Origin of the sequence: Flavobacterium sp. N502536 (assembly GCF_025947345.1) — a bacterium.
In the GTDB taxonomy this organism is placed as follows: Bacteria; Bacteroidota; Bacteroidia; order Flavobacteriales; family Flavobacteriaceae; genus Flavobacterium.
In genome coordinates, this window is sequence record NZ_CP110011.1 from 382,239 (window position 1) to 405,028 (window position 22,790).

Genomic DNA, 22,790 nt, shown 5'->3' on the forward strand with positions numbered 1-22,790 from the left:
CGAAACCAAAATTTCATTGCAATTTCCCTTATGGAGTTGTAGTGCACGAACACATTTTAAAACGATGGCTTTTAATTATTTGTATTTCGATATTAATATTATTTTCGATAATTTAGTCGCTGATAGAGATTGAAAAACTAACAGTTCTGATAAATTTTGGGGATTCCTGTTTCCCCTTTTTATCTCTATCAAAAAGACAAATTTTTAACACCTCTAAAAAATAAATATGGAACAAAGGCATATCAGAAATAGACTTTATATTAGCCCGGAAGAACAAGAATTAATAAAAAATACTCCGATATTATTAGGCGGAGCAGGAATCGGAAGTGCTATAGCCGAATGTCTATTGCGATTAGGTTTTGAAACCATGACGATAATCGATGGTGATGTTGTCGAATTATCCAATTTAAACCGACAAAATTATACCGAAAATAATATTTCACAACCAAAAGTAGAGGCACTTAAAGAAAGATTATTAGCTATCAATAGCCAGGCAAAAATCACGATACACAATTGCTTTTTAACTCCCGAGAATGTTGAAAATTACATAACCGATCATAAAATTGCGATCAACGCCCTGGATTTTACTTCGGATGTTCCGCTTTTATTCGACTCGATTTGTCAGCAGAAAAACATTCCGATTTTGCATCCCTACAACCTCGGATGGGGTGCATTGGTATTAGTCATTTCAGAGGATGAAGGCCTTGAAGTTTTAAAAAAGCCAAATGAAAAATTTAGCGAAGTCAATGTAGTTGACTATGTTTTAGAATACATGAGATACTGGGAAAACCCACAAAAGTGGCTCGAAGAAATTCTGGATAAATACAAAAAGGAAAACAAAAATCTGTCTCCTCCCCAACTCCCTATTGCATCGTGGCTCGTAGCAGGAATGTGCACCCAAATTGCATTTGACATTGCCACCAACACCCCCGTAAAAACATTTCCGGAGTTTTATTTGACAAGTCTCAAGTAGATTTTTTTAGGAATTATTCTTGTTAGGATTTTCTCTGTTTATAAGTAAAACTAGTTTTCAATTTATATAAAAAAACAAAAGCTACTGATTAGAGTAGCTTTTGTTTTTGATAGTTATTTGTCTTTCTCACAACCTACACATTTTATTAGCAAGTTTTTATAAGTTGGTTTCTCAGCTAAATCCTTATTCAGAATATAACCTTTTCTAAAATTTACCCTGTCGTAAACATCAAGCCACGAATTATTATCAGTTGCTTCATTTTTTACTGTATCGTTAACAATAATCCAATCATTGTATTTTAAATTTGTAACGACTTCAGATGATACATCTGGTAATGCATACATTCTAACCTTACTTTGTGAAGAAACAAAACGAATTGGATTGTAATTTTTCCAGTGTTTATATTTTTCTTTTAATTTAAAATAATAGGGCATTTTATAACAAACAGTATCTAAATTCTCGTCATTACCATCTTCACTCCATACCCCTTTTGTCAATACTGTAATTGAATCTATATTCTTTTTATTTACAAATAAATATTTCTGGCGCAAATCTAGATTTTCAAGATAATCTCTCTTAGATTCTTCCTCATTCCATGAAGGTAGAAATTCGAATTTCCAGAGATCATCTTTTTTATTGATAAGCCAAAAATTAACTCTCGCATCTTTACCTTCAAATTCATCAAAAACAGCTATCTCATAATTGGAACTACTCTTGGTTTTATAATTTTTAATCCTATACAATTGATTCCTAAAAGGATTAAACTCATTGTCATAAAAAATATTATCAATGGTCGCATCACTAATAAGAGATTTAACATTAAAATTAAGTGTTATATTCTGGTAATCTCCTTTTTTGCCCAAGAAGTAACAATACTTATTTTCATGAAGCATAAGATGGAAAACCTGACTTTCAAGTTCTTTTATCCTTTTATTACCTAAAACCTGACCCTTAGTATTTTCTCCTTTTTTAACACCTACAGTATCAACATCTTTTTGTTTCTTAACACAAGAAACCGCAACTAAAGAAAATAAAACAATAAGCAAATAACGCATACACAATATAATTAAATTTGAAGTAAATATAGTACATTTTTAAAATATAGCACATTAATCTAATTGAATATGAAAGTGATCCGGATTATCTGGAAAAACAGTAATTTTATCTTTGTCATCCATTCTCCTTTGCAATTCTCTTTTTAGTGCTTCACTTTTTAAATGATGGTACGCCTGGTGGCGAACTCCATTATATTTCGAACTACCATGTTCTAATTTTCCATCGTTTGGAAAAAAATTTCCTTGTTTAGGAAAACCAAAACCATAATTACCTTTCGGTAAACGCTTTATTATTTCTAAAACCATTATTTCAGCATTTGGTTTACTGAAATCAATTTTCTCATTAGAATATGTACTAAGATTAATATCTATTGCACTGGCCTTATTTCCATGTTGCGACCCTCTCAAAGCTCCTGCTATCCGGCCTTTGGCATTATCATTATTATTCCAAACCATAAAACTTCCCAGTTTTAACTTATTCGGTTCTTTTGGGGTGTAATGGTTATCAACCCAGTTTTTAACATTTGACTGAATTATTTTTAAGGCTGTTTCAATTATTGGTATATCTTTCAGGGTAGGATCCAATTTATTTGGGTCAGCATTTCCTTTACCATTTCCTATTATGATCCCATCTCTAATCTTGATAAAGGTATCCTGGCTACCCCCTAGACCTGATTTAAAAGCCCCTGGTTTTCCTTCAGAATTAAATTCAACCAAATTTAAGGAATGCGCTTCCAAAATTAGACCAGCTATAGATGAATTTTTATCTTTAATTGGACTCTTTTTATATTCTTTCTTCAACCAGCTTTCTATTTTCTGAGTAATATTGAATTCCTCTCTTTTATATTTTAGTTCGTTTAATCTATTTTCCCATCCTTTTTCGTACTCCTTTTGTTTAGGATCCCTTTTAATAATGTCTTCAACAAATTTCCTTCTATTTTTATCTAATTTTTCATAAAATATTTTAGGATCAACCCGATTAATGCTATTCACTGTACTTGTTCCAAAAACACCATCTGCTGAAACATTCAATTTAAAATAACTGTCCTTTAATGTTTGTTGAACTACTTTCGTGGCATTTGGAACTCCAGAATGTACTGCAAAATCAAAGATATAAGTCGCAATACTAGCATTATAAATTTCATCTCCATGTATTTTATTCCAAAACTCAATCTTATATATTCTCTTAGCTTCAGTATCAGAAAGATTTTTATGCATTTCTACTGTTCCAGCTTCACCATTACCATATAGTTTATAAAAACTTTCATATGTCTTATAAGTAATTCCTTTATTAGTCTTACCACCTCTGTCATTCTGTTTATCAACATAGCCTCCTTCAACTTCAAAAATATGTATCATATCATCGTCAAAATGGCTTTTGTAAGTCCCTGTATTGGCTGTACATCTTACATTACTCACAACCATATTCAATCCTTTATAAGCTACATGTTTTGTAGAGTATCCTTCAATACCTACGTAGTAACTCATTTTTTCTCCAATCTTTGTTCCTTTACGACGTGTTATTTTAAAAGTTCCTGATGCATTGCCTTCTAAATCTATTTTTACTTTGCTTCTAAAAATTGGTTCTTCACCCACTCTATGAGCGGTTAGTACAATATCTTTTCCGATCATGTTTTGCGTTTTAGCAACAATGGTCACATATTCGCCATCATAACTAAGAGGAATCTCATCCTGTGCTGTCACCCTTTTACCATCGTACTGAAAATAGACATCTGTTATTTTTTCACCTGTTAGAACATTTAAAACTGCAGCCGAATTTGCACTGGCATTTTTCTTAAATGGATATAATCTGTCATTTTGTATCCCCATTATTTTAAAGCTAATTTTGGCTGTTTTACCTTCCTGGATTCTAAAACGTCTCTGGAAAGTATCATCAAAAGTTATAATCTTATTTACTTCACCACTTTCATTTGTTGTCGTATCGCTGTAATAATAAAGATCTTTACTGCCGTTTAAGTAAAAATTAATTCTTGCTTTTTGATTGTCATAGCCCGGAATGCTTGCTTTTACATGATTTATCTCTCCCGAAAAACCGGAAATTTTCTTTTTGTCACCATTGCTATAGGCCCAATACGCCTCGGTTACCTGCGGACGTTGCACTTCCATTTTGTAGACAGCTTTCGCATCAACGCCTTTTGCTATGTCACTAAAGGCTTCTATTGTGTAGTGCCCTTCTTTATCGGGCACAGATATCCCAAAAGATTCCCATTTATGAAGATGCTTTCTTTTTGGAGTGTCTTTTTCAGTATGCCATGTATCTCCTGACGTTAAATATGGATTATTATTAGAATCATAAACGATCCATTTTACATCTCCCTTTTCTTCAGCTGTAGGAGGTATTTTAAAAGTTTTTGCTTCTAAAGTAAAAGTCTTGTTTGAACCGCCCAATAAAAAGACATTTTTGTTTGATTCTCCTTTGATAGGACCAATACTAGTCACTTCATTTTTAATTGCTGAAACTTCAAACTCCTGCGTCAATGCATATTGATCCTTACTGATTATTTTAATCTTATAAGTTCCCAAATCAGGCATCAATAATCTAATGTTTCCTGTTGAATCCAGTTCTTTTTCGTCTGAAATGGTGGTTCCTTTATTATTAATTTTAGCCTCTATTTGATAGTAGAACTTTAATAGATTTAGTGATTTAACTTTAGGGTATTTTAAAGCTGTTTTAAATATAAACTCTTTCGATGAAGGTCTTACCAATCTTCCTTTAACTATAGAAGGAGGTAAAATTACAAGCTCCTGAGCCACTATTTTTACTTCTACAAAAGCGAATGACTTCTTACTTTTCTTATTGTTGGCTCCATACTCACCCCCATAGGCTTCAATTTTGTAAGTTCCTTCCGTCTCAAAATTATAACTAAAGGATGTTCCTTCATCTTCAAAAATAGTTTCTTCGTCTTTTTTGCCTTTTCTCGCCTTGTAAACAATCCAGTTAATACCTTCGTTTTTATTTCCATTTTGAACGATCAGGGTTTCGTCAAGGAAAAACTCCAAACTTTCTCCTACGATAAATGAAGAAGCCGCTGTATTTTTTATTTTGACCGCTCCCCTTTTTACCGCATTTCCACCCGCATCTATACTACTTATTTCTTTTAAAAATACATAGACAGCTTCTCTTCCAATGTCGGCATAAAGTCGATCTGCTCTTAAATTAGGATAAATTTTGGTTTTGGTTGTTATGGTAATTGTACCAGGTAAATCGTCCAATCCCTCTACTTCTCTTAACAATAAAAACAGCTCATTGTATTGCTCGAAAAGATTTGCGATATTGGTTGTGTCCTTTTTTAATTGGTCTCTGATCGTTTCCCAGCGTTCCTTCTTTGCTTCAGAAATCTGCCCTTGCAGTATATTGGTATTGATGGCTTTAATCATTTTTTCGCGAACGATTTCCCAATTAAAATTTTGGATTGCTGTTACTGAATTTGATTGTTTTAGAGCTGCATACATTTCTGTAAATAAGGCATCATTTGGTTTACCGTCAAAATCTTTAGCGGTATATCCTTCAGTAAAAGCTTTAGTAATTTTGGTCCAATAGTCTATTGCTGCCCTGTCATTTGCATCAGTAGCCAGATCTAATTTCTTTTTAATTGCTGCTTTAACAACCTCTGTAGAAGGCTCATTGCTATTCGTTTGAGGCACTTTCAGGGTTTCTTGGCTCTCTAGTCCTGTATAAGTCTGAGTTGTTATACTGCTACTCCAATTTAGGACACCGTTTTCTGTTTCCGAAACCGGAGAAGTAGTGTTGGTTGATGAGACAGAATTCATTTTCGTTCTGTCAAAAGTATCAGCAACGCCTTCTCCGATTGGAACGCTGGAAGATAATCCCGATTTCTCCTGAAACGAAGAAGTAGTGCCATCCAATACCTTTTGTTTTCTGCTTTGCTTCGCATTGGTATTGGCAGCGCCTTCTTCGATCGGGGTAACAGAATTGTTTATGACAGTATTAAGGTCTTTTTGCTCCTGCCATAATTGTTCTATATCCTTTTGCTGACTCATTTCTTTTGAAATTTGTGCCAGCGCTTTTATCATAACGTTAGTTAAATGTTCAGCGCTTTTTATATCAGCACTGTCTTGTATTAAAATATCGAAATTGTGAATTACATTTTTACTCATCGGTAGCTATTTTTCTAAGTGTAAAAGTAGTGTCATAGTTTGTCATTTTAAAACTTCAAGACGTTTGTATTCAGTAGTTTCAGTAAGTTTCCATTCTACTGAAACTACTGAATAGAGAAGGTTATTTTTTCTTTTTTTAGCATTGTTCTGCTCTACTTTTACACCCTCAAAAAATTAAATAGTACTATTTTTTTGTAGACATTCTCAACTTTAAAATTTACTTAAAATCTTATTAAACATTATCTAAAAGTATGGCAAAAAAACCCAAAATACCTGACAAGAATAATTCAAAAAAATTCTTCAATAAATCTTACTTACATCATTAAAAAGGAAAAAATATGGCTCTACAAACATTAAACATTATTAAAAGCTGGTTCAAAACTGGCTTGAAACCAACGCAAACACAATTCTGGGACACTTGGGATTCATTCCGTCACAAATACGAAAAAGTTCCCGTAAAGGAGATTGAAGGAATTGACGAATTGCTTTCTTCTAAGGCAGATAAAACAGTTTTAAATGATCATTTAGCGGATAAAAATGCACATGCTCCACAGGTAAATACCGATTGGAACAGTGAATCTGGCTTTAGTAAATTATTGAACAAGCCTGAATTTAAAACAATCAATGGAGAAATTATAGTAGGTACAGGGGATATCGTTTTCGAAAAATGTGGCTTACAAAATTTACATACTACTTTGAATAACGGGAATGAAGCAACTGATAAATCTATAAAACTAATTTCTGCATTCGATGGATCTTATGTAGAACATAGTGGTTTTCAGTCTAAATATGAAGTTACCGGGGGCCTATACAGCAGATTAGGTAAAGACGGTTTAGTAGTAAGACCAACAGAAGTAGATCCTAAAGGAATAGAAGTTACAGCTACAGGAGTAAATTTTACTGTTGATGATGCGGGTTGGAGAAGTAATTTATCAACAGAACCCTTGACAGCTAGTAGAAATTTATTGCTACCTGATAAAACAGGAAAAATCGCACTAATTAGTGATATAATAACACCTACTCTACAAGAAGTATTAACTGCTGGAAATGAGGCTATAGCCCCTGATTTGTATATCGTACTAGATAATGATTACGGATACACAAGGATTGATGGAGGTGGTATGGAATGGGGCAATACACAATTAGGAACAAATAGAGCTATTTCAAGCCTATATTTTGGCTCAGGAGGATCGGCGGATGCTCTGTATTCAGAAGGTTTAGTATCATTAGCGTATACAGAAGAAGGTGTTAATGGAGCTTCAAAAATAAAACCTGCTGGCCAAAAAGGATTTGATACATACTACTCATTACCAAAAGTACCTTCAAGTGGAAGGACAGTTGAATTGCTGTACGATGGGAGTCTTAAAACAATTAATGGAGAATCTATCGTTGGAGAAGGAGATATTGTTATAAATGGCGAAATCCAAGAAGCTCCTATTAACGGAAATCAATATGGCAGGCAAAATGGGGAATGGACTGAAATAACAAGTAGGAATGAACCTTATAATTTACAACAAATATTAGATACTGGAAATACTGCTACTATCGGAAGTTCAAAAACTAATTTAATGCAGTCTATTAAAGGAGATCTTGAGACTACTTTTCAAAATATAAATGGCAATAATTCTGCTGATCTGGTCATTAACTCCTTTGGATTAGCTTCAATGCATGCTGTATCATCCAAAACAACTACAGGTTTAGAGCTTAATGCAAACGACGCTTCCACAAACAAGATCCAATTATATCTAAGAGATTCTGAATTAGCAGGAAGTACCACTGTTATAATGGATAGTATCACTAATGAAGGTCATTCTGTTATTAAAATTCCACAGAAAGTGGGTGAGCACACAATCGCTACGCTGGCTGATATACCACAAACATTGCAGCAAACTCTAAATAACGGGAATATTTTAAATTCTTCTTCATGGATAGCATTTCCTCGGTTATCGATATTCAACGGAAACATTACTCTAAATTCAGCCCCTTACACTAATCAAATGGATCTTACGGGTAACATTACTGAAAATACTGAAGATGGATCAAAATTTGAAACGAATAGTGATAGAATAAAGCTGGTGAATTCCATAGAACCCGGAGGGTTAATATTTTCACCAACCTATGGCGGGGCAGGTACCACTTACACAAACGCAACAAATCCTGTAAGTGGTGATGGTGTTAAGCAAGTAATACCAGTATCTGTTAATTCGGTGTTTCCTGATAACATCACTGGTAATATCAATTTACCTATTACTTTACAAAACATAGTTGACAATAATGCGACTGCGTCCTCGAGTTATGGTAGCTATGCTGCAATATTAAACGTCGATAAAGGAGGAAATAGGCATGTCAGTTTTAATGTATCTAATGATTCCTCAAAAAGCTCTTTATTTGAATTACGAGGTGATGGGTCATTCCAGACATTTGGTAGTACAGCAAATGGCTTTGGAGAATTGGTAATTAATCCCGACAATACTGGTGAGGGAGAATCTCACAAAATGGCTTTGAGATTTATACAATACTTATCAGGAGGATCCGGTGAAAATGTATTAGCTTTTGAACCAATCACTTCCTCAGGTAAGTCGTTGATTAAAATTCCATATAAATCAGGAAATCATGTGTTAGCAACAACAAGTGATTTAGCGATCGATAATTTGACAGTCTCAAGTTTGTCACGTACAGAATTAAACTCCACATATCCAAATGCAGTAAATGGCTTTAGGGTACATTGTCCATTTGTTACAACCGGAGGGCTTATTTATGAGAAAACTACTAGTGGCTGGTTGCAAATTTCCGCTTCAATGGTTTGAGATTTTTAATAAACAACTTTAAATTTTAATATATGAATAAATCAAAATCACAGTAATTGCAAGCCTCTTAATCGTTTTAAAGGTTTCATCGACACGAAATTCGATCTGTTACAAAATGCTGGCTTAACATTCATAACAATAAATAGAATCAAACTGATTGGTTAATTTATCAGCTTCATTGCCTAGCATTTCAAACTTGTTTTCAAATAAAAAAGCATAAAAATTCCGTTGTCCTAAAAAAAAAACTAGAGCATTTATTTTTAAAATGAGACAGTCAAGATTATTTTTTTAATAATACTGGAGTGCTTTTGGGTAATGAATACTAAAAGAAACTTGCTGTCTTATTATAATTACAAGGTCACATCTTTCTCTATGCACAACATTTTCTGTTGAAACTATCCAAAAGCATCTTTCTTTTTTTCATTGCTAAATAACCTTAACACTCTCTTGACCTCTCATATTCAAGACAATGTGAGATTATTATTTTAAACATCTACAAATTATAATTGCATAACTAATTCCAATATTATGGCAACAAATATCAATACCATTCTAAGCTGGTTCAAAACCGGTCAAAAACCAACCCAAAAACAATTTTGGGATTCCTGGCAAAGCTTTTGGCATAAGGAAGAACAGATTCCGCAAGGCAGTGTAGTCAATCTGAAAAATACACTGGACAGCAAAGCAGATCAATTAGAGTTTGAAGCTCATGAAATTGACAAAAAAGCTCACAATGTGTTGTTTTCAACTAAAGAAGACAAAAATCAAAAGGCGCAATAAATGGCTATGCACCATTGAACGAGCACACTAAAATTGCATCAGAATATCTTAATATTGTTAATGATGTCGTTACAGGCGGAGCAGACAAAATGCTATCTGCTGAACAGGGTAGAACTTTGAAAACGCTAATAGATTCTCTAACCAATTCGAAGCAGGATGATTTGAGCGATGCAAATGTTGGAGCATTTGAAAGCACCGTACCTACAGTAGCCAATATAGCTGATACTGACAAAGTGCCACTGCTCGCTGGTTCATTTCGCCGAATGATTAGCTGGTCTAGTTTTAAGTCGTTATTTAAAACAGTCAACGGAAATTCATTATTTGGAAGCGGTAACTTATCTACACCGGATATGGATACAACTTCCCCTCAAAATGTTTCTGGAATTAAAACATTTTTAAATGGAATGTTAGGACTACGAAATGGAGCTAATACATTTACTTCATTTTTCACAAACACTAACACAGCATCAAGAACTTATACTCTTCAAAACGGTAACGGAACACTAATGTTTTGTGATGCGCCAAATTTAAATTTATCGGGTTCCGGAGATGCTGTACAACTTCTATCTTCATTAGGTACTCCAAGCAGAGGAGGCAGTATTGTTGCTTTGTTTGCCTTCGTACAATCTACCTGGATAACTGTTTTTAATACATCTTTGACAAGTATTTTAAGTGGAACAATCTTTGGTAATTTAACATTACTTTCAAGTTCTGACTTATTAAATCCGATGTTGGTTGTGGGTAAATCGTTTACTGGAAAAGCAGTTGGTACATTTAGTTCTATCGAGTCTGAAACATTTAAGTTAATTCTAAAACTAGGATCTACAACAATATTAGACACCGGTTTTTAACATTTTCAGGAGCTATAAATTCACAAAATATTGAAGTTACTTATGATTTTACAGTTTTTAACACAAGGTTCCTCAGGAACCATTGCAGCTAATTTAAAAATATTTTTAGATGGTGAACCCTTAAAAGTTGTTGTTGGAGCACCTGTGATTATAGACACCACGTCTAATCAAAATTTTGATATTCAATGTGCTTACGGATCCACTCATAATGGCAATACGGTTACATTTAAAACAATAAAAGGATTTAACGATGCCAATTAAAGACAGTAATTCTAACATAGCATCCATTAACGGAAAGCTTTTAGATAAAAACAAAGTTCATGGATTGGGAATGGGATATTATTTACTGGTGCAGAAGTATAAAAACACCTCTAACGAGGGTCTTAAATTGGAATACTGCAACCCCATTTTCAGTGAATGTAATATTTGTTCAGAAGAATAATTCAGGCTATCAAGAAATAATTTCAAATAGGGTTACCGGGATTATGGTGATTTTTTTCTCAATATCCTGTAGGCTCGACGGCACAATTTGGGTAAATCTTCAAGAAGCCGGAATCATTGGAGATAATTTAATTGTGCCTTACAATTTAAATGAAGTAACTAGCATCACACTAACTTACAGTGGCGCTTTAATTAAAGCTTATAAAAATGGTGTTCTTTTCGGTCAGGTAGCATCAACTAGAATTATAGGTTCTAATAATTGTTTTTTAGGAAGAATTGGCAATGTTTCAGGTCAAGGATTTAAAGGAATTATCTATGATGCTAAGATATTTTCAAAAGAATTGACTAAGCAAGAAGTGTCACATTTATTTGTCACAAAAGGTGCAGATGTATCTGCAACTGCACTCAGTGATTTATACTAAATTTAAAGTTACAGGAGAAGTCAGGAACAACAGCCACCGATACAAGTTCAAATTCATACAATGGAACGCTTACAAACTTCACAAATACAGCTTTAGGAACGAGTAACGCCCATGTCGATTATAGAGGCATTCCGATAAAAAGTTAAAACATTATTAGGATTATAATACAATGAGAGATTAACTTTCTAAACAAAACAAAAAACAATTCCCAAACCGCCGTAAACTTTAAGTTTATGGCGGTTTACTTTTGAATAAATACACAGCCAGTTTAAAGGTAAATAACGATTAAAAAAAAAGCAATATAATCAACTAAAAGCAAACACCTTAACCACAAATCCTTTCTACTGAAACTACTGAAAACAGCGCTCGTATTTTTCTTTTTTCAGTTCCTTATGCCTTACTTTTACAGCTGCTAATAAACCCTATTGGCATTCTCAAACCGCCATAATAGTACAGCTTACTTTTAGGAATCTCCTAAAGGAAACTACCTCATCTATAGCGATCATCATTAACAACAATACCAACAATTAAAAATCAAACCAATCATGGATTTTACACCCAAAGATTTAGGAGAAACACCTTCGGCACCAGACATGAGCAATTTTAAAAACCCTTTGGGGCAGCAACCCGAGGGCAACATTATTATTGGAAATTTTACAATTAGCCCCTAATGCAGTCACAAAAAAGTGAAAGCCTGGCCGAAGTCCTAAAAAAAGAAAGTACGGACAGCTCGATCTAAGAAAAAAAACTGCCCTTTTTTCTGCATTACCTCAAACAACAAATTCCTTAAAACAAAAAAAATGTTAGACGAAAAAGCAATAGAAAAACTAAAAGAAAAATACGGTAACGTATTAAAACTTACTTCCGATGATCAATCAACAACCGCTTACTGTAAAAAACCATCTTTTACCACATTTCTGAATTATCAAAAACGCTACAAGGACAATCCGCATGAAGCGATTTTGTTTCTGTTTCAGGAATGCGTGCTTGAAAAAGAAAATTATGAGGATGAATTTATGCTTTCAGCAGGAAATTCTATGATTCAAATGATCCAAAAAGACAGCGAATTTACCATAAATGCAACACCTCAACAAGATGAATTCAAGAAGTCGGCAGCCCTGATTCGTCAGGCTTTTCAGGTAGATCCTTATCAATTACCAATGGATGAGTTTTACAAATTAATCGAAGAAGCACTTTGGCTGCAAAAGCACAACGAAACCAGACTGGAAAACACCTTCATCACCGCCTTTGCTAAAACATTTTCAAACTAAAAACTAAAAACAATCATGAAATTCAATTTTAATGTAAACGAAATTTTAGATACCAACGACATTGAATATACTGGTATTAACTATAACGAATCGGAATCAAAAGATTTTATTATCGATAAAACGGGAGGTGAATTTAACCTGAGAATTTTTGCTCCATTAATTTTTGAACCTCTGGTAAAAAACGATCTTAATCTGCCGAGTCTCCGCATAGACGCTGTTACCGTCAATTTAAATCGTTCAAAAGTCATCAAAAAAGAAGGAATAGAAGGCAGAGATTCCACCATTAAAGAACACATTACCAATGGAGATTTTAGCATTTCGATTGAAGGATTAATTGCCAATGAAAGTGGTGATGAATATCCGAAAGAGAAACTTTTCTTGTTGAAACAATTTCTGAATGCTCCTTATGCTTTAAGAGTAACCCACGCGATCTTAAACCGATTTGGTATTTACGAACTTGTAATCGACTCCTACTCTATTCCCTCTATTTCCGGAACAAAAAACATTCAAAAATTTACCGCCAGCGCCACATCAGACGAAACTGTAGAACTAATAATCAGAGACAATGCTTAAACTAAACGCCAGAATCAAAGTTTATGAAACGGTTAGGCTCATCCCTACTCCAAAGTTTTATGAATTTACGTATGTGAAAAACGTAGAAATCAACAGTTCGTATAAATCTCTTACGGATACTGCCACGATTGTTATGCCTCAAAAAGTCTATACCGATACGAAAGGATTTGACCAGAACTTATTTGCAAATGCCAGCGGCGAGCAAAAAACAATTCATGATTTTTTTAAGCTTGAGAACTTTATCGAAATATTTTTAGGCTATGACGGAGATTACAAACCGGCTTTCAGAGGTTACATTACGGGAGTACAATCAGATACCAATGCTACGATAACCTGTGAGGATTTAATGTACGCCTTTAAAAAAATAAAAGCGGTAAAAGATGATACGGTTCAGGATAAGAAGGATACTCTGAATGTGATGGCTACAAATCCGACAACTAACGTCGAAAAATTTAATCCGAAAACTTTCTTTGAAAAAAGAATCAGAGAACTAAATCTTCCTTTAATGATCAATGCTCTTGACGAAGATTTAGGAAACCTGATGATTAACAGAGGTCAGACTCTGGCTCAGGTTTTTGAAATGCTCAAAGACAAAGGAATTTATACCTATTTTAAAACCGAAAACCTGGTTCCTGTACTTACTATTACCAATAATCCGCAACAACATACTGCTGCAGAATTAGCCGGTTTTATTGATCGAAATTTCATTAAAAGCCCATTGGCCGGAGCACTTGCAAAAAAATTAATCAATCAGGGACTTAGTCTTTTAAGTTCGAAGTTAAATAAAATTGCTCAGTCAGTTTCAGGCGGTTTTTTAGGAAAAGCAAGTTTTAGATTTCGCTACAATATCATCGAAGATAAACTGGTCGTTGTAAAAGAATCGACAAAAAATACCCGCACACGAGTAGAAAAATACTTCAAAAATTCGAACACTCCAATTTACATCGAATTAGGTGATCCGAATGGGCAACTAGTAAAAACTCACGTATTGCATAGCGACAATGAGAATCTTCCTAATGATGCTGCCAGTTTCAAACAAACAGCGACAAAAGTTGCTTCAGAGTTGTATCAATATGCTGCTTTAAGAGCAATGGAATCAAAACCTAGTGGATTTGAAGGTTCCTTCCTCACATTTGGAGAACCTTTTGTGCGGCCAACGGACAAAGTAATTCTTGAAAATGCCAAGGATAAAGAAAAAAACGGAACCTTTCAGGTCGAAAAAGTTGAACGCACTTATGGCGAAAACGGCTACAGACAAAGGATTTACATTGGAAGAAGAGTAGAAGCAATTTAAAAACACAAAAATGGGAAACATAACCGATCTAATAAAAGCTGTCGCCAGTAAAAATCAAATTATTGAAACCTTTGCTGCAAAAGTCATCGAAATAAATAATGAGACAGAATCGCCTCATAATACAAAAGATGCTTATACCGTAAATATAATGCGCGCTGATGGTGCCATACTTAAAAACGTACGATTGAAAGCTTCAATCCTCGATGTAGAACAAGGGATTATTACCATTCCCAAAAAAGACAGCTGGGTTTTGGCTACCATTATTGACGGTGTAGAAACGAGGGCTTTTATTTCACAATTTTCTGAAGTCGATAGACTAATGGGGAGAATACAAGCTACAAATGATCCAAAATTATTTTTAGATTATAGTGCTGATGGCAATAAACTACACATCCGATATATAAAAACTGACGTCAAAACGGAAAGCGATGAAAATAAGATTGTAAATATTGCGCAAATAGAATTCAATAAAAATCAAAATTTTAAAATTAGTTATTTTGATAACGATGAAAAACCATTGGCTACAACAAATTTCACAACTGACAACCTAACAACGACTTTTAACTCAATCGAAAACAAGGAAGTAAAGGAGCGCTTAGTCTTGACTGCTTCTAAAGATAATGTTTCTTTCAAATTTAAGAACAACACAGGCAAAGAATTAAATTCTATGCTAGCAACTCCTGAAAAATATTCTATACTATTAAAAAATGCTGATGATAAAAAACAAGCTTCTTTAGCAATTGAAAGAAGTAAAATAGCAGCATACTTATTCGAAGAAGAGGAACTTAAAAAACTAGCATTTGAATTAAATGGTGAGAGCGATAGTATCCGATTAAAAAAAGACGATCAAAATTTAATTGAACTGAAAGGAAAAACAGCTATTACTTTAAAAAGTGAAGGCGATATTAACATCGAAGCAAAAAACATTAATCTGAAATCTACCAAAAAAATTAATATTAATGCGACAGGAGATACTATTATAAGTGGAGAAAAAGTAAAAATCAATTAAATTATGACTACCAAATATGTATGTAACGGTGCATTATGTGCCTGCGATCAAGGTTCTACAGGGGGGGTTTTAGATGTGAAATCTCAAAACAACATTTTTATTCAGGAAAAATTGATGGCTACCGATAGTGATATAACTTTTGAAATTCCTCTTACTGGAATCTGTGCAGTGAATCAAAAACCTTGCAATCCTGCGATAGTAACGAAGTGGGAGAAGTCTGCAAAAAATGTATTTGAGAGGGATGAAAAAGCTCTTTTACAAACCTCAACCCTAAAGTGTAATGTTGGAGGAAATATCAGAATTACTGATCCACTTCAAACAGGGCCGAAAATAGTCATACTTGACGACTATTCACCGCCGATAATAACACCATTGACAAAGGAAATACTAAATGTTAGTTGGAAAGATGGAGATTTAAAAAATGAAATAAATACTGCAAATATAGGAGATAAAGTAAGCTTAGTTGTAGAAACGAAAAACTACATAGAAGGAGAAACAGTCGTTATTATCGTAGATGAGATAAACGGAAAAGATATTAAAGAAAACACCAAACAAGTAAAATTTAGTGGTGAAGTAAATACCGATGGGCTTGCCATTTTAAAAGAAGAAATCGCAATTGAAAATGTAAACTAATAACTAAAAAAATGGGTAGAACATTTAGAATAAAAGACGTTAATGGCAATACTCGTTTTCAAGATAAAACGTTATTTGTAGAAAAGAAGAAAATAAATCTAATGATTGTCTTAGATGATGATAGTATCGACCAATTTAACGATACAAAAAATAACATTTGGGCCATAAGATATAATCAGACATTGTCTGATATTGCTTTTTTCCAGGCTTTAAGCGACAAATACGAATTTAAAAACATTTGCATTGTTCATCATGGATATACTTTTTCCGATCGTTCTTTCAATGAGGATAACAAAATACATTTGGATACGGTGGTTATGAAGGAAATAAAAAAAGCTATTTTAGCTGTTGGAGAAGAACCTCTAAAAATCACCGACAAATATATAATGCAAGTTTTTGAAAAAAGTAAAACGATCACAACTTTAAACATTCCACTACCGGATAAATCAAAGAAAAAACTAATTGGTGTTCCTAAAAAATGGATTGAAGCTTTTTTTAGTTTAAAAATCATAATAAAAGGTTTGCTAGATAATGGCTGCTTATTTTCTGTCGCATGCTGGGAAGGAAAAACTCCAGATTTTTTGATTGAACTGGCAAGTTTTTCAGATAAAAAAATTAAAGTATTTGGAAGTATCAATTATGTTAAAGTAAGTGAAACTAATGAATATAGGCAACAAGGAAAACTGCTTTTTAGTGGATATGGTTCAATATTAAATATTTTTTTGGTTGCATCAGAAGATTGGGTAAATACGGGCGGATGGGTATATTACAATTCTGAAACAACAACAATAACTACTACAGATAAAGACTTATGGATATATAGTCATAATAGTTCAAAAATATATAAATTAATAAGCAGGACTAAAAAATTAACAACGGAGCAAACTGAAAAATTACAGTATGCTCAACAATATTTTTCAAAAAAGTGGGAAACATTTTACATCTCTAAATATAAAAAAAGTACTTTTGATATTTGGAAAAAAGGAGTAGAAACTAAGTATCCCGAATTTAAACAATAAATTTATGAAGATTATAAGAATCATTTTGTGTCTTAGCTTATTGACTACAACTATTACAAATGCACAACATAAGGCTCCAAAGACAACCGAGCCTGAAAACAATAAGAATCAAAAAGTAACTCAATCAAACTTTAATCTTTCAAAACGAATTAATTCATACCCTTTTAATAAAACTTCTCAAATAAAAATCATATCATACAATTTAAACTCTGATGGTATGACTAAGGTCTCTAAAGAAACTGGAAAAACTGTATCAACTCTGGAATATAATATTGGTATTGAGCTCCCAAGAGAAAACCTAGATTCACTTTCTCTTGAAAATGTAACCCAAATTAAAACCTTAAACCTTTCGCAAATAGATAAATTATCGAACATACTCTATAATACCTGCTCCAGATTAAATACTAGTTGCTCACAGATTATCAGAGGTTGTTATTTGCCAAGAAATGCTATTTTATTTTTTGACGAGAATGGCAAAGTGTTTGAGTATTTAGAACTGTGTTTTGAATGTAAAACAAAAGAAACATTTGGAAAAATAGAGAATTTAGATTTGAGTGATTATATGTACAACGATTTAGAAAATTACTTCAATGATTTAGGTATCAAAACAAAATACGAAGCATCTAAGTAAATTGTTTATCCAAAATAAACATGAAATCAAAAAAACTGCAGCATTTATGTTGCAGTTTTTTTGATTCTTTAGTTTTGCTTCTTTCTCAAAGTCTCTTCCAGTTCAAAGAATTTACTTTCAAGAGTATGAAGTTTTTCATAAATATTAATAGGGTCCGGCATTTGTTTGGAGGCATACATACTGGCGTACCAAACTTCCAGAATATCTTCGGCATAAATAGAATACATCGGGTAATTTCCGTCTCTGTTATCTGATTTAAGGATTAATTTTCCGCTTTCTCTAATTCGGTTTAAAACCCTTTTCACTACAACTCCGTCATTTTTACTGATAATAACATAAATTCTTCCGTCTAAAATATCATCAAAATTGTCAACATATTTCCCAAAAAGATAATCTCCGTCATGTATGGTGGTTGACATTGAATTTCCTTTAATTTCAAAACACCTGTAGGTCCCGTTTTTTAACATTGGCATACTGAACGAAGGCAGCGTTTCCATATATTCCGGATCCGAATAGCCGTCTAAATATCCCGCACGGGCCTTAACGCCAACAAAATTAATGTTCTCCTCTCCGTCTTCATTTACGGTTATGATCTTTGGTAAATTTAATCCAACAACATCACTATTTGTTTTGGTAACAAAAATCTCTTCGCTTTCTCCAAAGAAATACTCCGGATTTACATTGCAATGGGTAATAATGCTTTGAAGCAAATCAAAACCTGGTTTGGTTCTTTTTCTCTCCCCGTCAGACTGCAATCTTCCAATCGTGATACTGTCTATTGTAGTGCTGGTTACTCCTATTAACTTCGCGAATGAGTTATTGTTTAACTTCATTTCGTCTATAATACGTTTTATTTTAGCATGTATCTCCATGATGTAGTTGTATTTGTTATTTTATGTAATATGTTTAAAACACTCCACACATTCCACTATATGTTGCAAAACTAAATAATATATAACAAATAATTGCATTCTTTTAAGTATTTTTTACATAACTGCTGATTTTAAAGACATTTGAAGGTTGTTTCTTATTGTATTACTCGAATATCACGCAGAAAAACACCAATCATATTACTGAAACTATTGCATTTTTTATTGTAATATGTTGTATAATTTAAAACATATGTTGTATATTTGTCAAAAAATAATCCATCATATGATTTTAAAAGACTTTTATAACGAGAAAAAAAACGCAATTCAGTCAGCCTTTACAGCTGATGCGCCAACAGTACAACTTTACAGTGATGCTATTTTTAAAACTTCTATTGAAACACCAGTAGTAATGTTTAAATATGACAATATAAACTGGGAGACATCTTCTGAAAAGAATTACAAAGCCGACGTTTCTTTTTGCCTGTATATTGTATTGCCCGTTGACACTATTTCTTCAACAAGTTATGCAAATGCATTTGATATTGCACAGCGTATTGACAAAGCAGTATTGTCGAACAACAATAGCAACAGCCATATTGACAGCAATTCAACATTTAAAATAAAAGAAAAGCAATGTACAAATGAACATACCTACTGGAACAAAAACGACTATTTCATTTGGGAGATCACTTATAAAACAACCCTGATTGAAAATACATTAAAAAAGAAATACATCCTTTTTAATAATGGATTAAGCAACGAAGATCTGGAAGATTTAGGATACGATTTAACTTCAGACATTATCTCCATAAATCCAAATCAGGTGAAAGGAGAAATAGATTTAAATACCACACCGTAAATAAAAACTGCGGCAATCAAAAACACTCAATAACAAACCGATAACTAAGAAGCATATTACCAAAAACGAACCCTTACCACTAAACTCCCACAAATGAAAAGAAGCAGAACCCTATTAGACAAAAGAAGAGAATACGTTATTAACTATCTAAATAGAAATCAGGCTAAACAAATGAAAGTTGTGGTTTCGGAACTTTCCGATACTTTGTTCTTAACAGAACGCACTATTTACACGATTATAAATGAAGGATTGTCTTTAGAAGCCAGAGCCTAACCTACTGAAACTACTGGCTTTGACAATCAAAAAACTTGGAAAAACGACCTTTGAGCCTTAAATTTGCACTTGCCCGCAGACCACAAACTTACCCGACAATCCAGGGCAAAAACCAAATACTATTGACCGTCCAAAAGCACTTATTCTAGTCTTTGGATTCCGGATTACGAATACCCTTTCAACAAAAATAAACAACTAACACTAACAAGTTTAACCACTTGTTACAGCTCCTCTTTTGTCTTTTATTAAGCAAAAAACAAATTTTAAACATTTAAACATTCTATATTATGAGTACATTAAACGATGTAGTGATTACCAAATTATCAGGCGGATTAGGAAGAAGAACTCCGGAACAGGACATGGTTTCAGGATTGCTTTTTGACGGAGCTGCAACTGCAAAATTAGCATTAGACAAAATAGCACGTCTGGCTTCATTAGAAGATGCAGAGGCTTTAGGAATTACAGCTGATTATGATGTAAACGGACAATCGGCTTACTATCAAATTCAACAATTTTTCAGGATGAATCCATCGGGAGATTTGTATATTATGATCACTGGAGGAGATGCTTATCAACATATCGTTGAAAAAGCGATGGTTATGCAGGAACAAGCAAACGGAAATATTCGTCAAATGGCAATTATTTTTTCCGGAGCCACCACATTTGCACAAACAGAGGCTGCTGCAAAAAAAGCACAAACACAAGCAGCTCTTGCTTACAAAGATTTCATGCCATTTGAAATCATTTTAGAAGGAAAAGGGTTTGATTCTGAAACCGCTTCCAATTTGGCTGAATTAAACGCAGAAAATGTATCTGTTGTAGTGGCTATGGATGTTGAGAAAGCTTTTGAGCAAAAATTATTTCAAAAAGGTGCCACAACAGAAAATGACAAACTTTATACTTTAACTGCTAAAGAACGTTTAGTTGAAGTAAAAAATTCTTCCAATCTTTATAACGTAAGTGATGACAAAGGTTTGAAACAGGCAAACGGGGTCAATCTGGAATTCACTTTCAAAGATGTATACAAAAACACAGCTGCTGTCGGACTAGCATTAGGAGCAGTATCCAGAGCGAAAGTATCTGAAAACATCGCCTGGATTGAAAAATTCAATCTTACTGGCGAAGGTTTTGCCAAAGCAGGTTTTGTAGGCGGAAAAGAAATTAAAACATTAGGAACTTTAAGCACTTTAAACGAAAAAAGATACATTTTCGTAAAAACACATACGGGTTTATCTGGTGTTTATTTCAACGACAGCCACACTTGTTCTACAGGTACCTCTGACTTTGCTTATGTAGAAAACAACCGTACCATCAACAAAGCAACCCGTTTATTGCGTACCGCTTTATTGCCAAAATTAGCTTCTCCGGTTTTAGTTGATATTGACGGAAAACTACCTCAATCTGTTTCAAAAAGCTTTGAAGGATTATGCAGAAGCGCATTAGAAGACATGATTGCCAATCAGGAAGTTTCAGCTTTTGACGTTTATGTTGACCCAAAACAAAACATTCTGGCGACTTCAGAATTGAAAGTGAAAGCTGAAATTACGCCAGTTGGAACTGCCCGTAAAATTAAAGTTGATTTAGGTTTCAAAAATCCTTTCGGAATCGACAAAGCATAATTTACTTTATTTCTTAGCATTCAAGAACATACAATTTCACAAACGATACCGCCATTTCAATTGTCCCAAACAAGAACGGAATAAGAATATAGTCCTTAAGCGTTATCAGAATTATAAAAAAACAAATCAAGATACATATGAACAAATTACCATTAATTAACGGACAACAACACAGCTGGTCATCAATTGAAGTAAGCATTGCAGGTAACATCGTTACCGGTATTACTGCTGTAAACTATAGTGACTCAGTATCTAAAGAAAACCATTACGGAGCCGGAGATATGCCTGTACACAGAGGTAGAGGAAAATATGAGGCAAAAGCTTCCATTACTTTATACAACTACGAAGTAGAAGCCATTTTGGCCGCTTTACCAAAAGGACAAAGATTGCAGGATATTAACCCGTTCAGCATCATTGTAAGTTACCTGGACGACAGCAACGAAGTAATCACACATACCGTAAGAAACTGCGAGTTTAACTCAAACAGCAGAGGAATTAGCCAGGGAGACACAAAAATTGCGGTTTCTTTTGACTTAATCTGTTCTCATGTTGAATGGAATTAATCCTCCTGATCAATTCCTAAAATTATAATGCCCTTTCCCTGTCTCTAAAACCGACTAAAAAGAGAAACCCAATATCAACTGCGTTATGCAAAAAAGGAGTTCAAAAGAACATGATTTTTGCCAGCAAACTTATTCTACACGCTCTTTATTAGTCCGTTTTAAACAGGGATTCTTCTTCAGGAGGCTGCCTTGAGCTTATTCAACCCCAAAACAATAACTCAGGCAGCCTCTTTTTTTTATACCCTTAAATAATTCAGTTTCTATAAATCATAGAAAACAAATCGGTCGGTTCCTCTAACCGCCTTCCCTAAATCTGACACCAAGCACCCTATCATAAAAACAAATAAAAAGTCTCAAAAATGGAAATAGAAAAAACAAAAAGCATCGACATTCTTGACGGAAATATTACACAGGCACAATTGAATCAATGGAAATACAAACATAAAAAAGTAGTGAAACTCACCATTGCAGATGACGACGGAACCACTTTGTTTGCCTATTTCAAAAAACCGGATATCAGCATTCGTTCTGCCGTACTACAAGCCTCCAAAATGGACGAATTTAAAGCGCTCGAAGTATTGTTCAAAAACTGTTATCTGGGCGGCGATGCTAAAATTGAACAGGAAGACGACTTACGTCTGAACATTACCACAGCCTTCTCCGATCATATCCAGCCGAAGCCTGTGAAAGTCGAGATTTTGTAAC

At 33.8% G+C, this 22,790-nt stretch carries 22 protein-coding genes; 19 read left to right on the forward strand and 3 right to left on the reverse strand.

Annotation, left to right across the window (positions count from 1 at the left end; all coding sequences use genetic code 11):
• Positions 1 to 226 precede the first annotated feature (226 nt).
• On the forward strand, positions 227 to 973 hold the full coding sequence (locus tag OLM61_RS01655) for a HesA/MoeB/ThiF family protein (RefSeq protein WP_264524797.1): 747 nt from the start codon (positions 227 to 229) through the stop codon (positions 971 to 973).
• A gap of 113 nt (positions 974 to 1,086) precedes the next feature.
• Here OLM61_RS01655 and OLM61_RS01660 read toward each other — a convergent pair whose 3' ends face one another.
• The gene (locus OLM61_RS01660; protein WP_264524798.1) at positions 1,087 to 2,028 is read right to left on the reverse strand and encodes a hypothetical protein; all 942 of its coding nucleotides are present in this window, start codon (positions 2,026 to 2,028) and stop codon (positions 1,087 to 1,089) included.
• A 54-nt stretch (positions 2,029 to 2,082) separates the two neighbouring features.
• On the reverse strand, positions 2,083 to 6,168 hold the full coding sequence (locus OLM61_RS01665) for a glycoside hydrolase family 108 protein (protein WP_264524799.1): 4,086 nt from the start codon (positions 6,166 to 6,168) through the stop codon (positions 2,083 to 2,085).
• 338 nt (positions 6,169 to 6,506) lie between these two features.
• Between OLM61_RS01665 and OLM61_RS01670 the strand changes: the two genes are divergently transcribed.
• The 13 genes from OLM61_RS01670 to OLM61_RS01730 all read left to right on the forward strand — a co-directional run bounded on the left by OLM61_RS01670 (position 6,507) and on the right by OLM61_RS01730 (position 17,899).
• Positions 6,507 to 8,975, forward strand: a complete 2,469-nt coding sequence (locus OLM61_RS01670; protein ID WP_264524800.1) for a hypothetical protein — start codon at positions 6,507 to 6,509, stop codon at positions 8,973 to 8,975.
• A gap of 528 nt (positions 8,976 to 9,503) precedes the next feature.
• Positions 9,504 to 9,755, forward strand: coding sequence for a hypothetical protein (locus tag OLM61_RS01675; protein WP_264524801.1), 252 nt, complete (start codon positions 9,504 to 9,506; stop codon positions 9,753 to 9,755).
• Between the two features lie 14 nt (positions 9,756 to 9,769).
• Positions 9,770 to 10,606, forward strand: a complete 837-nt coding sequence (locus OLM61_RS01680) for a hypothetical protein (protein WP_264524802.1) — start codon at positions 9,770 to 9,772, stop codon at positions 10,604 to 10,606.
• 42 nt (positions 10,607 to 10,648) lie between these two features.
• Positions 10,649 to 10,867: a hypothetical protein gene (locus OLM61_RS01685; RefSeq protein WP_264524803.1), complete on the forward strand. Its 219-nt coding sequence runs from the start codon at positions 10,649 to 10,651 to the stop codon at positions 10,865 to 10,867.
• A gap of 59 nt (positions 10,868 to 10,926) precedes the next feature.
• Positions 10,927 to 11,469, forward strand: coding sequence for a LamG domain-containing protein (locus tag OLM61_RS01690; RefSeq protein WP_264524804.1), 543 nt, complete (start codon positions 10,927 to 10,929; stop codon positions 11,467 to 11,469).
• A 545-nt stretch (positions 11,470 to 12,014) separates the two neighbouring features.
• Positions 12,015 to 12,140: a hypothetical protein gene (locus OLM61_RS01695; protein WP_264524805.1), complete on the forward strand. Its 126-nt coding sequence runs from the start codon at positions 12,015 to 12,017 to the stop codon at positions 12,138 to 12,140.
• Positions 12,141 to 12,269: 129 nt separating this feature from the next.
• The gene (locus tag OLM61_RS01700; RefSeq protein WP_264524806.1) at positions 12,270 to 12,740 is read left to right on the forward strand and encodes a hypothetical protein; all 471 of its coding nucleotides are present in this window, start codon (positions 12,270 to 12,272) and stop codon (positions 12,738 to 12,740) included.
• Between the two features lie 15 nt (positions 12,741 to 12,755).
• Entirely contained in the window at positions 12,756 to 13,313 is a 558-nt protein-coding gene (locus OLM61_RS01705) for a DUF6046 domain-containing protein (protein ID WP_264524807.1), read from the forward strand.
• Positions 13,306 to 14,607 carry a hypothetical protein gene (locus OLM61_RS01710; RefSeq protein WP_264524808.1) on the forward strand — a complete coding sequence of 434 codons (1,302 nt, stop codon included), beginning with the start codon at positions 13,306 to 13,308 and terminating at the stop codon, positions 14,605 to 14,607. The genes OLM61_RS01705 and OLM61_RS01710 overlap by 8 nt, the downstream gene beginning before the upstream one ends.
• A 10-nt stretch (positions 14,608 to 14,617) precedes the next feature.
• The gene (locus OLM61_RS01715; RefSeq protein WP_264524809.1) at positions 14,618 to 15,616 is read left to right on the forward strand and encodes a hypothetical protein; all 999 of its coding nucleotides are present in this window, start codon (positions 14,618 to 14,620) and stop codon (positions 15,614 to 15,616) included.
• A 3-nt stretch (positions 15,617 to 15,619) separates the two neighbouring features.
• On the forward strand, positions 15,620 to 16,249 hold the full coding sequence (locus tag OLM61_RS01720; RefSeq protein ID WP_264524810.1) for a DUF4280 domain-containing protein: 630 nt from the start codon (positions 15,620 to 15,622) through the stop codon (positions 16,247 to 16,249).
• Between the two features lie 11 nt (positions 16,250 to 16,260).
• The gene (locus tag OLM61_RS01725; RefSeq protein WP_264524811.1) at positions 16,261 to 17,268 is read left to right on the forward strand and encodes a hypothetical protein; all 1,008 of its coding nucleotides are present in this window, start codon (positions 16,261 to 16,263) and stop codon (positions 17,266 to 17,268) included.
• 4 nt (positions 17,269 to 17,272) lie between these two features.
• A complete protein-coding gene (locus tag OLM61_RS01730; RefSeq protein WP_264524812.1) occupies positions 17,273 to 17,899 on the forward strand; it encodes a hypothetical protein in 627 nt (208 codons plus the stop codon).
• A 68-nt stretch (positions 17,900 to 17,967) separates the two neighbouring features.
• Here the strand turns inward: OLM61_RS01730 and OLM61_RS01735 are convergent, their stop codons facing one another.
• Positions 17,968 to 18,771 carry an XRE family transcriptional regulator gene (locus OLM61_RS01735; protein ID WP_264524813.1) on the reverse strand — a complete coding sequence of 268 codons (804 nt, stop codon included), beginning with the start codon at positions 18,769 to 18,771 and terminating at the stop codon, positions 17,968 to 17,970.
• Between the two features lie 283 nt (positions 18,772 to 19,054).
• On the opposite strand from OLM61_RS01735, the gene OLM61_RS01740 reads away from it, so the two are divergent.
• From OLM61_RS01740 to OLM61_RS01760, 5 genes are all read left to right on the forward strand, one after another.
• Entirely contained in the window at positions 19,055 to 19,630 is a 576-nt protein-coding gene (locus OLM61_RS01740; protein ID WP_264524814.1) for a hypothetical protein, read from the forward strand.
• A 93-nt stretch (positions 19,631 to 19,723) separates the two neighbouring features.
• Positions 19,724 to 19,903 carry a hypothetical protein gene (locus tag OLM61_RS01745; protein WP_264524815.1) on the forward strand — a complete coding sequence of 60 codons (180 nt, stop codon included), beginning with the start codon at positions 19,724 to 19,726 and terminating at the stop codon, positions 19,901 to 19,903.
• 287 nt (positions 19,904 to 20,190) lie between these two features.
• Positions 20,191 to 21,522, forward strand: a complete 1,332-nt coding sequence (locus OLM61_RS01750) for a DUF2586 domain-containing protein (protein WP_264524816.1) — start codon at positions 20,191 to 20,193, stop codon at positions 21,520 to 21,522.
• 137 nt (positions 21,523 to 21,659) lie between these two features.
• On the forward strand, positions 21,660 to 22,085 hold the full coding sequence (locus OLM61_RS01755) for a hypothetical protein (RefSeq protein ID WP_035684757.1): 426 nt from the start codon (positions 21,660 to 21,662) through the stop codon (positions 22,083 to 22,085).
• 359 nt (positions 22,086 to 22,444) lie between these two features.
• A complete protein-coding gene (locus OLM61_RS01760) occupies positions 22,445 to 22,789 on the forward strand; it encodes a hypothetical protein (protein WP_264524817.1) in 345 nt (114 codons plus the stop codon).
• Position 22,790: the final 1 nt, after the last annotated feature.

Excerpts from the sequence above, each read along its gene's own strand:
- OLM61_RS01655 (WP_264524797.1), top strand. The coding sequence starts at position 227 with ATGGAACAAAGGCATATCAGAAATAGACTTTATATTAGCCCGGAAGAA.
- OLM61_RS01660 (WP_264524798.1), bottom strand. The coding sequence starts at position 2,028 with ATGCGTTATTTGCTTATTGTTTTATTTTCTTTAGTTGCGGTTTCTTGT.
- OLM61_RS01665 (WP_264524799.1), bottom strand. The coding sequence starts at position 6,168 with ATGAGTAAAAATGTAATTCACAATTTCGATATTTTAATACAAGACAGT.
- OLM61_RS01670 (WP_264524800.1), top strand. The coding sequence starts at position 6,507 with ATGGCTCTACAAACATTAAACATTATTAAAAGCTGGTTCAAAACTGGC.
- OLM61_RS01675 (WP_264524801.1), top strand. The coding sequence starts at position 9,504 with ATGGCAACAAATATCAATACCATTCTAAGCTGGTTCAAAACCGGTCAA.
- OLM61_RS01685 (WP_264524803.1), top strand. The coding sequence starts at position 10,649 with ATGATTTTACAGTTTTTAACACAAGGTTCCTCAGGAACCATTGCAGCT.
- OLM61_RS01690 (WP_264524804.1), top strand. The coding sequence starts at position 10,927 with ATGGATTGGGAATGGGATATTATTTACTGGTGCAGAAGTATAAAAACA.
- OLM61_RS01695 (WP_264524805.1), top strand. The coding sequence starts at position 12,015 with ATGGATTTTACACCCAAAGATTTAGGAGAAACACCTTCGGCACCAGAC.
- OLM61_RS01700 (WP_264524806.1), top strand. The coding sequence starts at position 12,270 with ATGTTAGACGAAAAAGCAATAGAAAAACTAAAAGAAAAATACGGTAAC.
- OLM61_RS01705 (WP_264524807.1), top strand. The coding sequence starts at position 12,756 with ATGAAATTCAATTTTAATGTAAACGAAATTTTAGATACCAACGACATT.
- OLM61_RS01710 (WP_264524808.1), top strand. The coding sequence starts at position 13,306 with ATGCTTAAACTAAACGCCAGAATCAAAGTTTATGAAACGGTTAGGCTC.
- OLM61_RS01715 (WP_264524809.1), top strand. The coding sequence starts at position 14,618 with ATGGGAAACATAACCGATCTAATAAAAGCTGTCGCCAGTAAAAATCAA.
- OLM61_RS01720 (WP_264524810.1), top strand. The coding sequence starts at position 15,620 with ATGACTACCAAATATGTATGTAACGGTGCATTATGTGCCTGCGATCAA.
- OLM61_RS01725 (WP_264524811.1), top strand. The coding sequence starts at position 16,261 with ATGGGTAGAACATTTAGAATAAAAGACGTTAATGGCAATACTCGTTTT.
- OLM61_RS01730 (WP_264524812.1), top strand. The coding sequence starts at position 17,273 with ATGAAGATTATAAGAATCATTTTGTGTCTTAGCTTATTGACTACAACT.
- OLM61_RS01735 (WP_264524813.1), bottom strand. The coding sequence starts at position 18,771 with ATGGAGATACATGCTAAAATAAAACGTATTATAGACGAAATGAAGTTA.
- OLM61_RS01740 (WP_264524814.1), top strand. The coding sequence starts at position 19,055 with ATGATTTTAAAAGACTTTTATAACGAGAAAAAAAACGCAATTCAGTCA.
- OLM61_RS01745 (WP_264524815.1), top strand. The coding sequence starts at position 19,724 with ATGAAAAGAAGCAGAACCCTATTAGACAAAAGAAGAGAATACGTTATT.
- OLM61_RS01750 (WP_264524816.1), top strand. The coding sequence starts at position 20,191 with ATGAGTACATTAAACGATGTAGTGATTACCAAATTATCAGGCGGATTA.
- OLM61_RS01755 (WP_035684757.1), top strand. The coding sequence starts at position 21,660 with ATGAACAAATTACCATTAATTAACGGACAACAACACAGCTGGTCATCA.
- OLM61_RS01760 (WP_264524817.1), top strand. The coding sequence starts at position 22,445 with ATGGAAATAGAAAAAACAAAAAGCATCGACATTCTTGACGGAAATATT.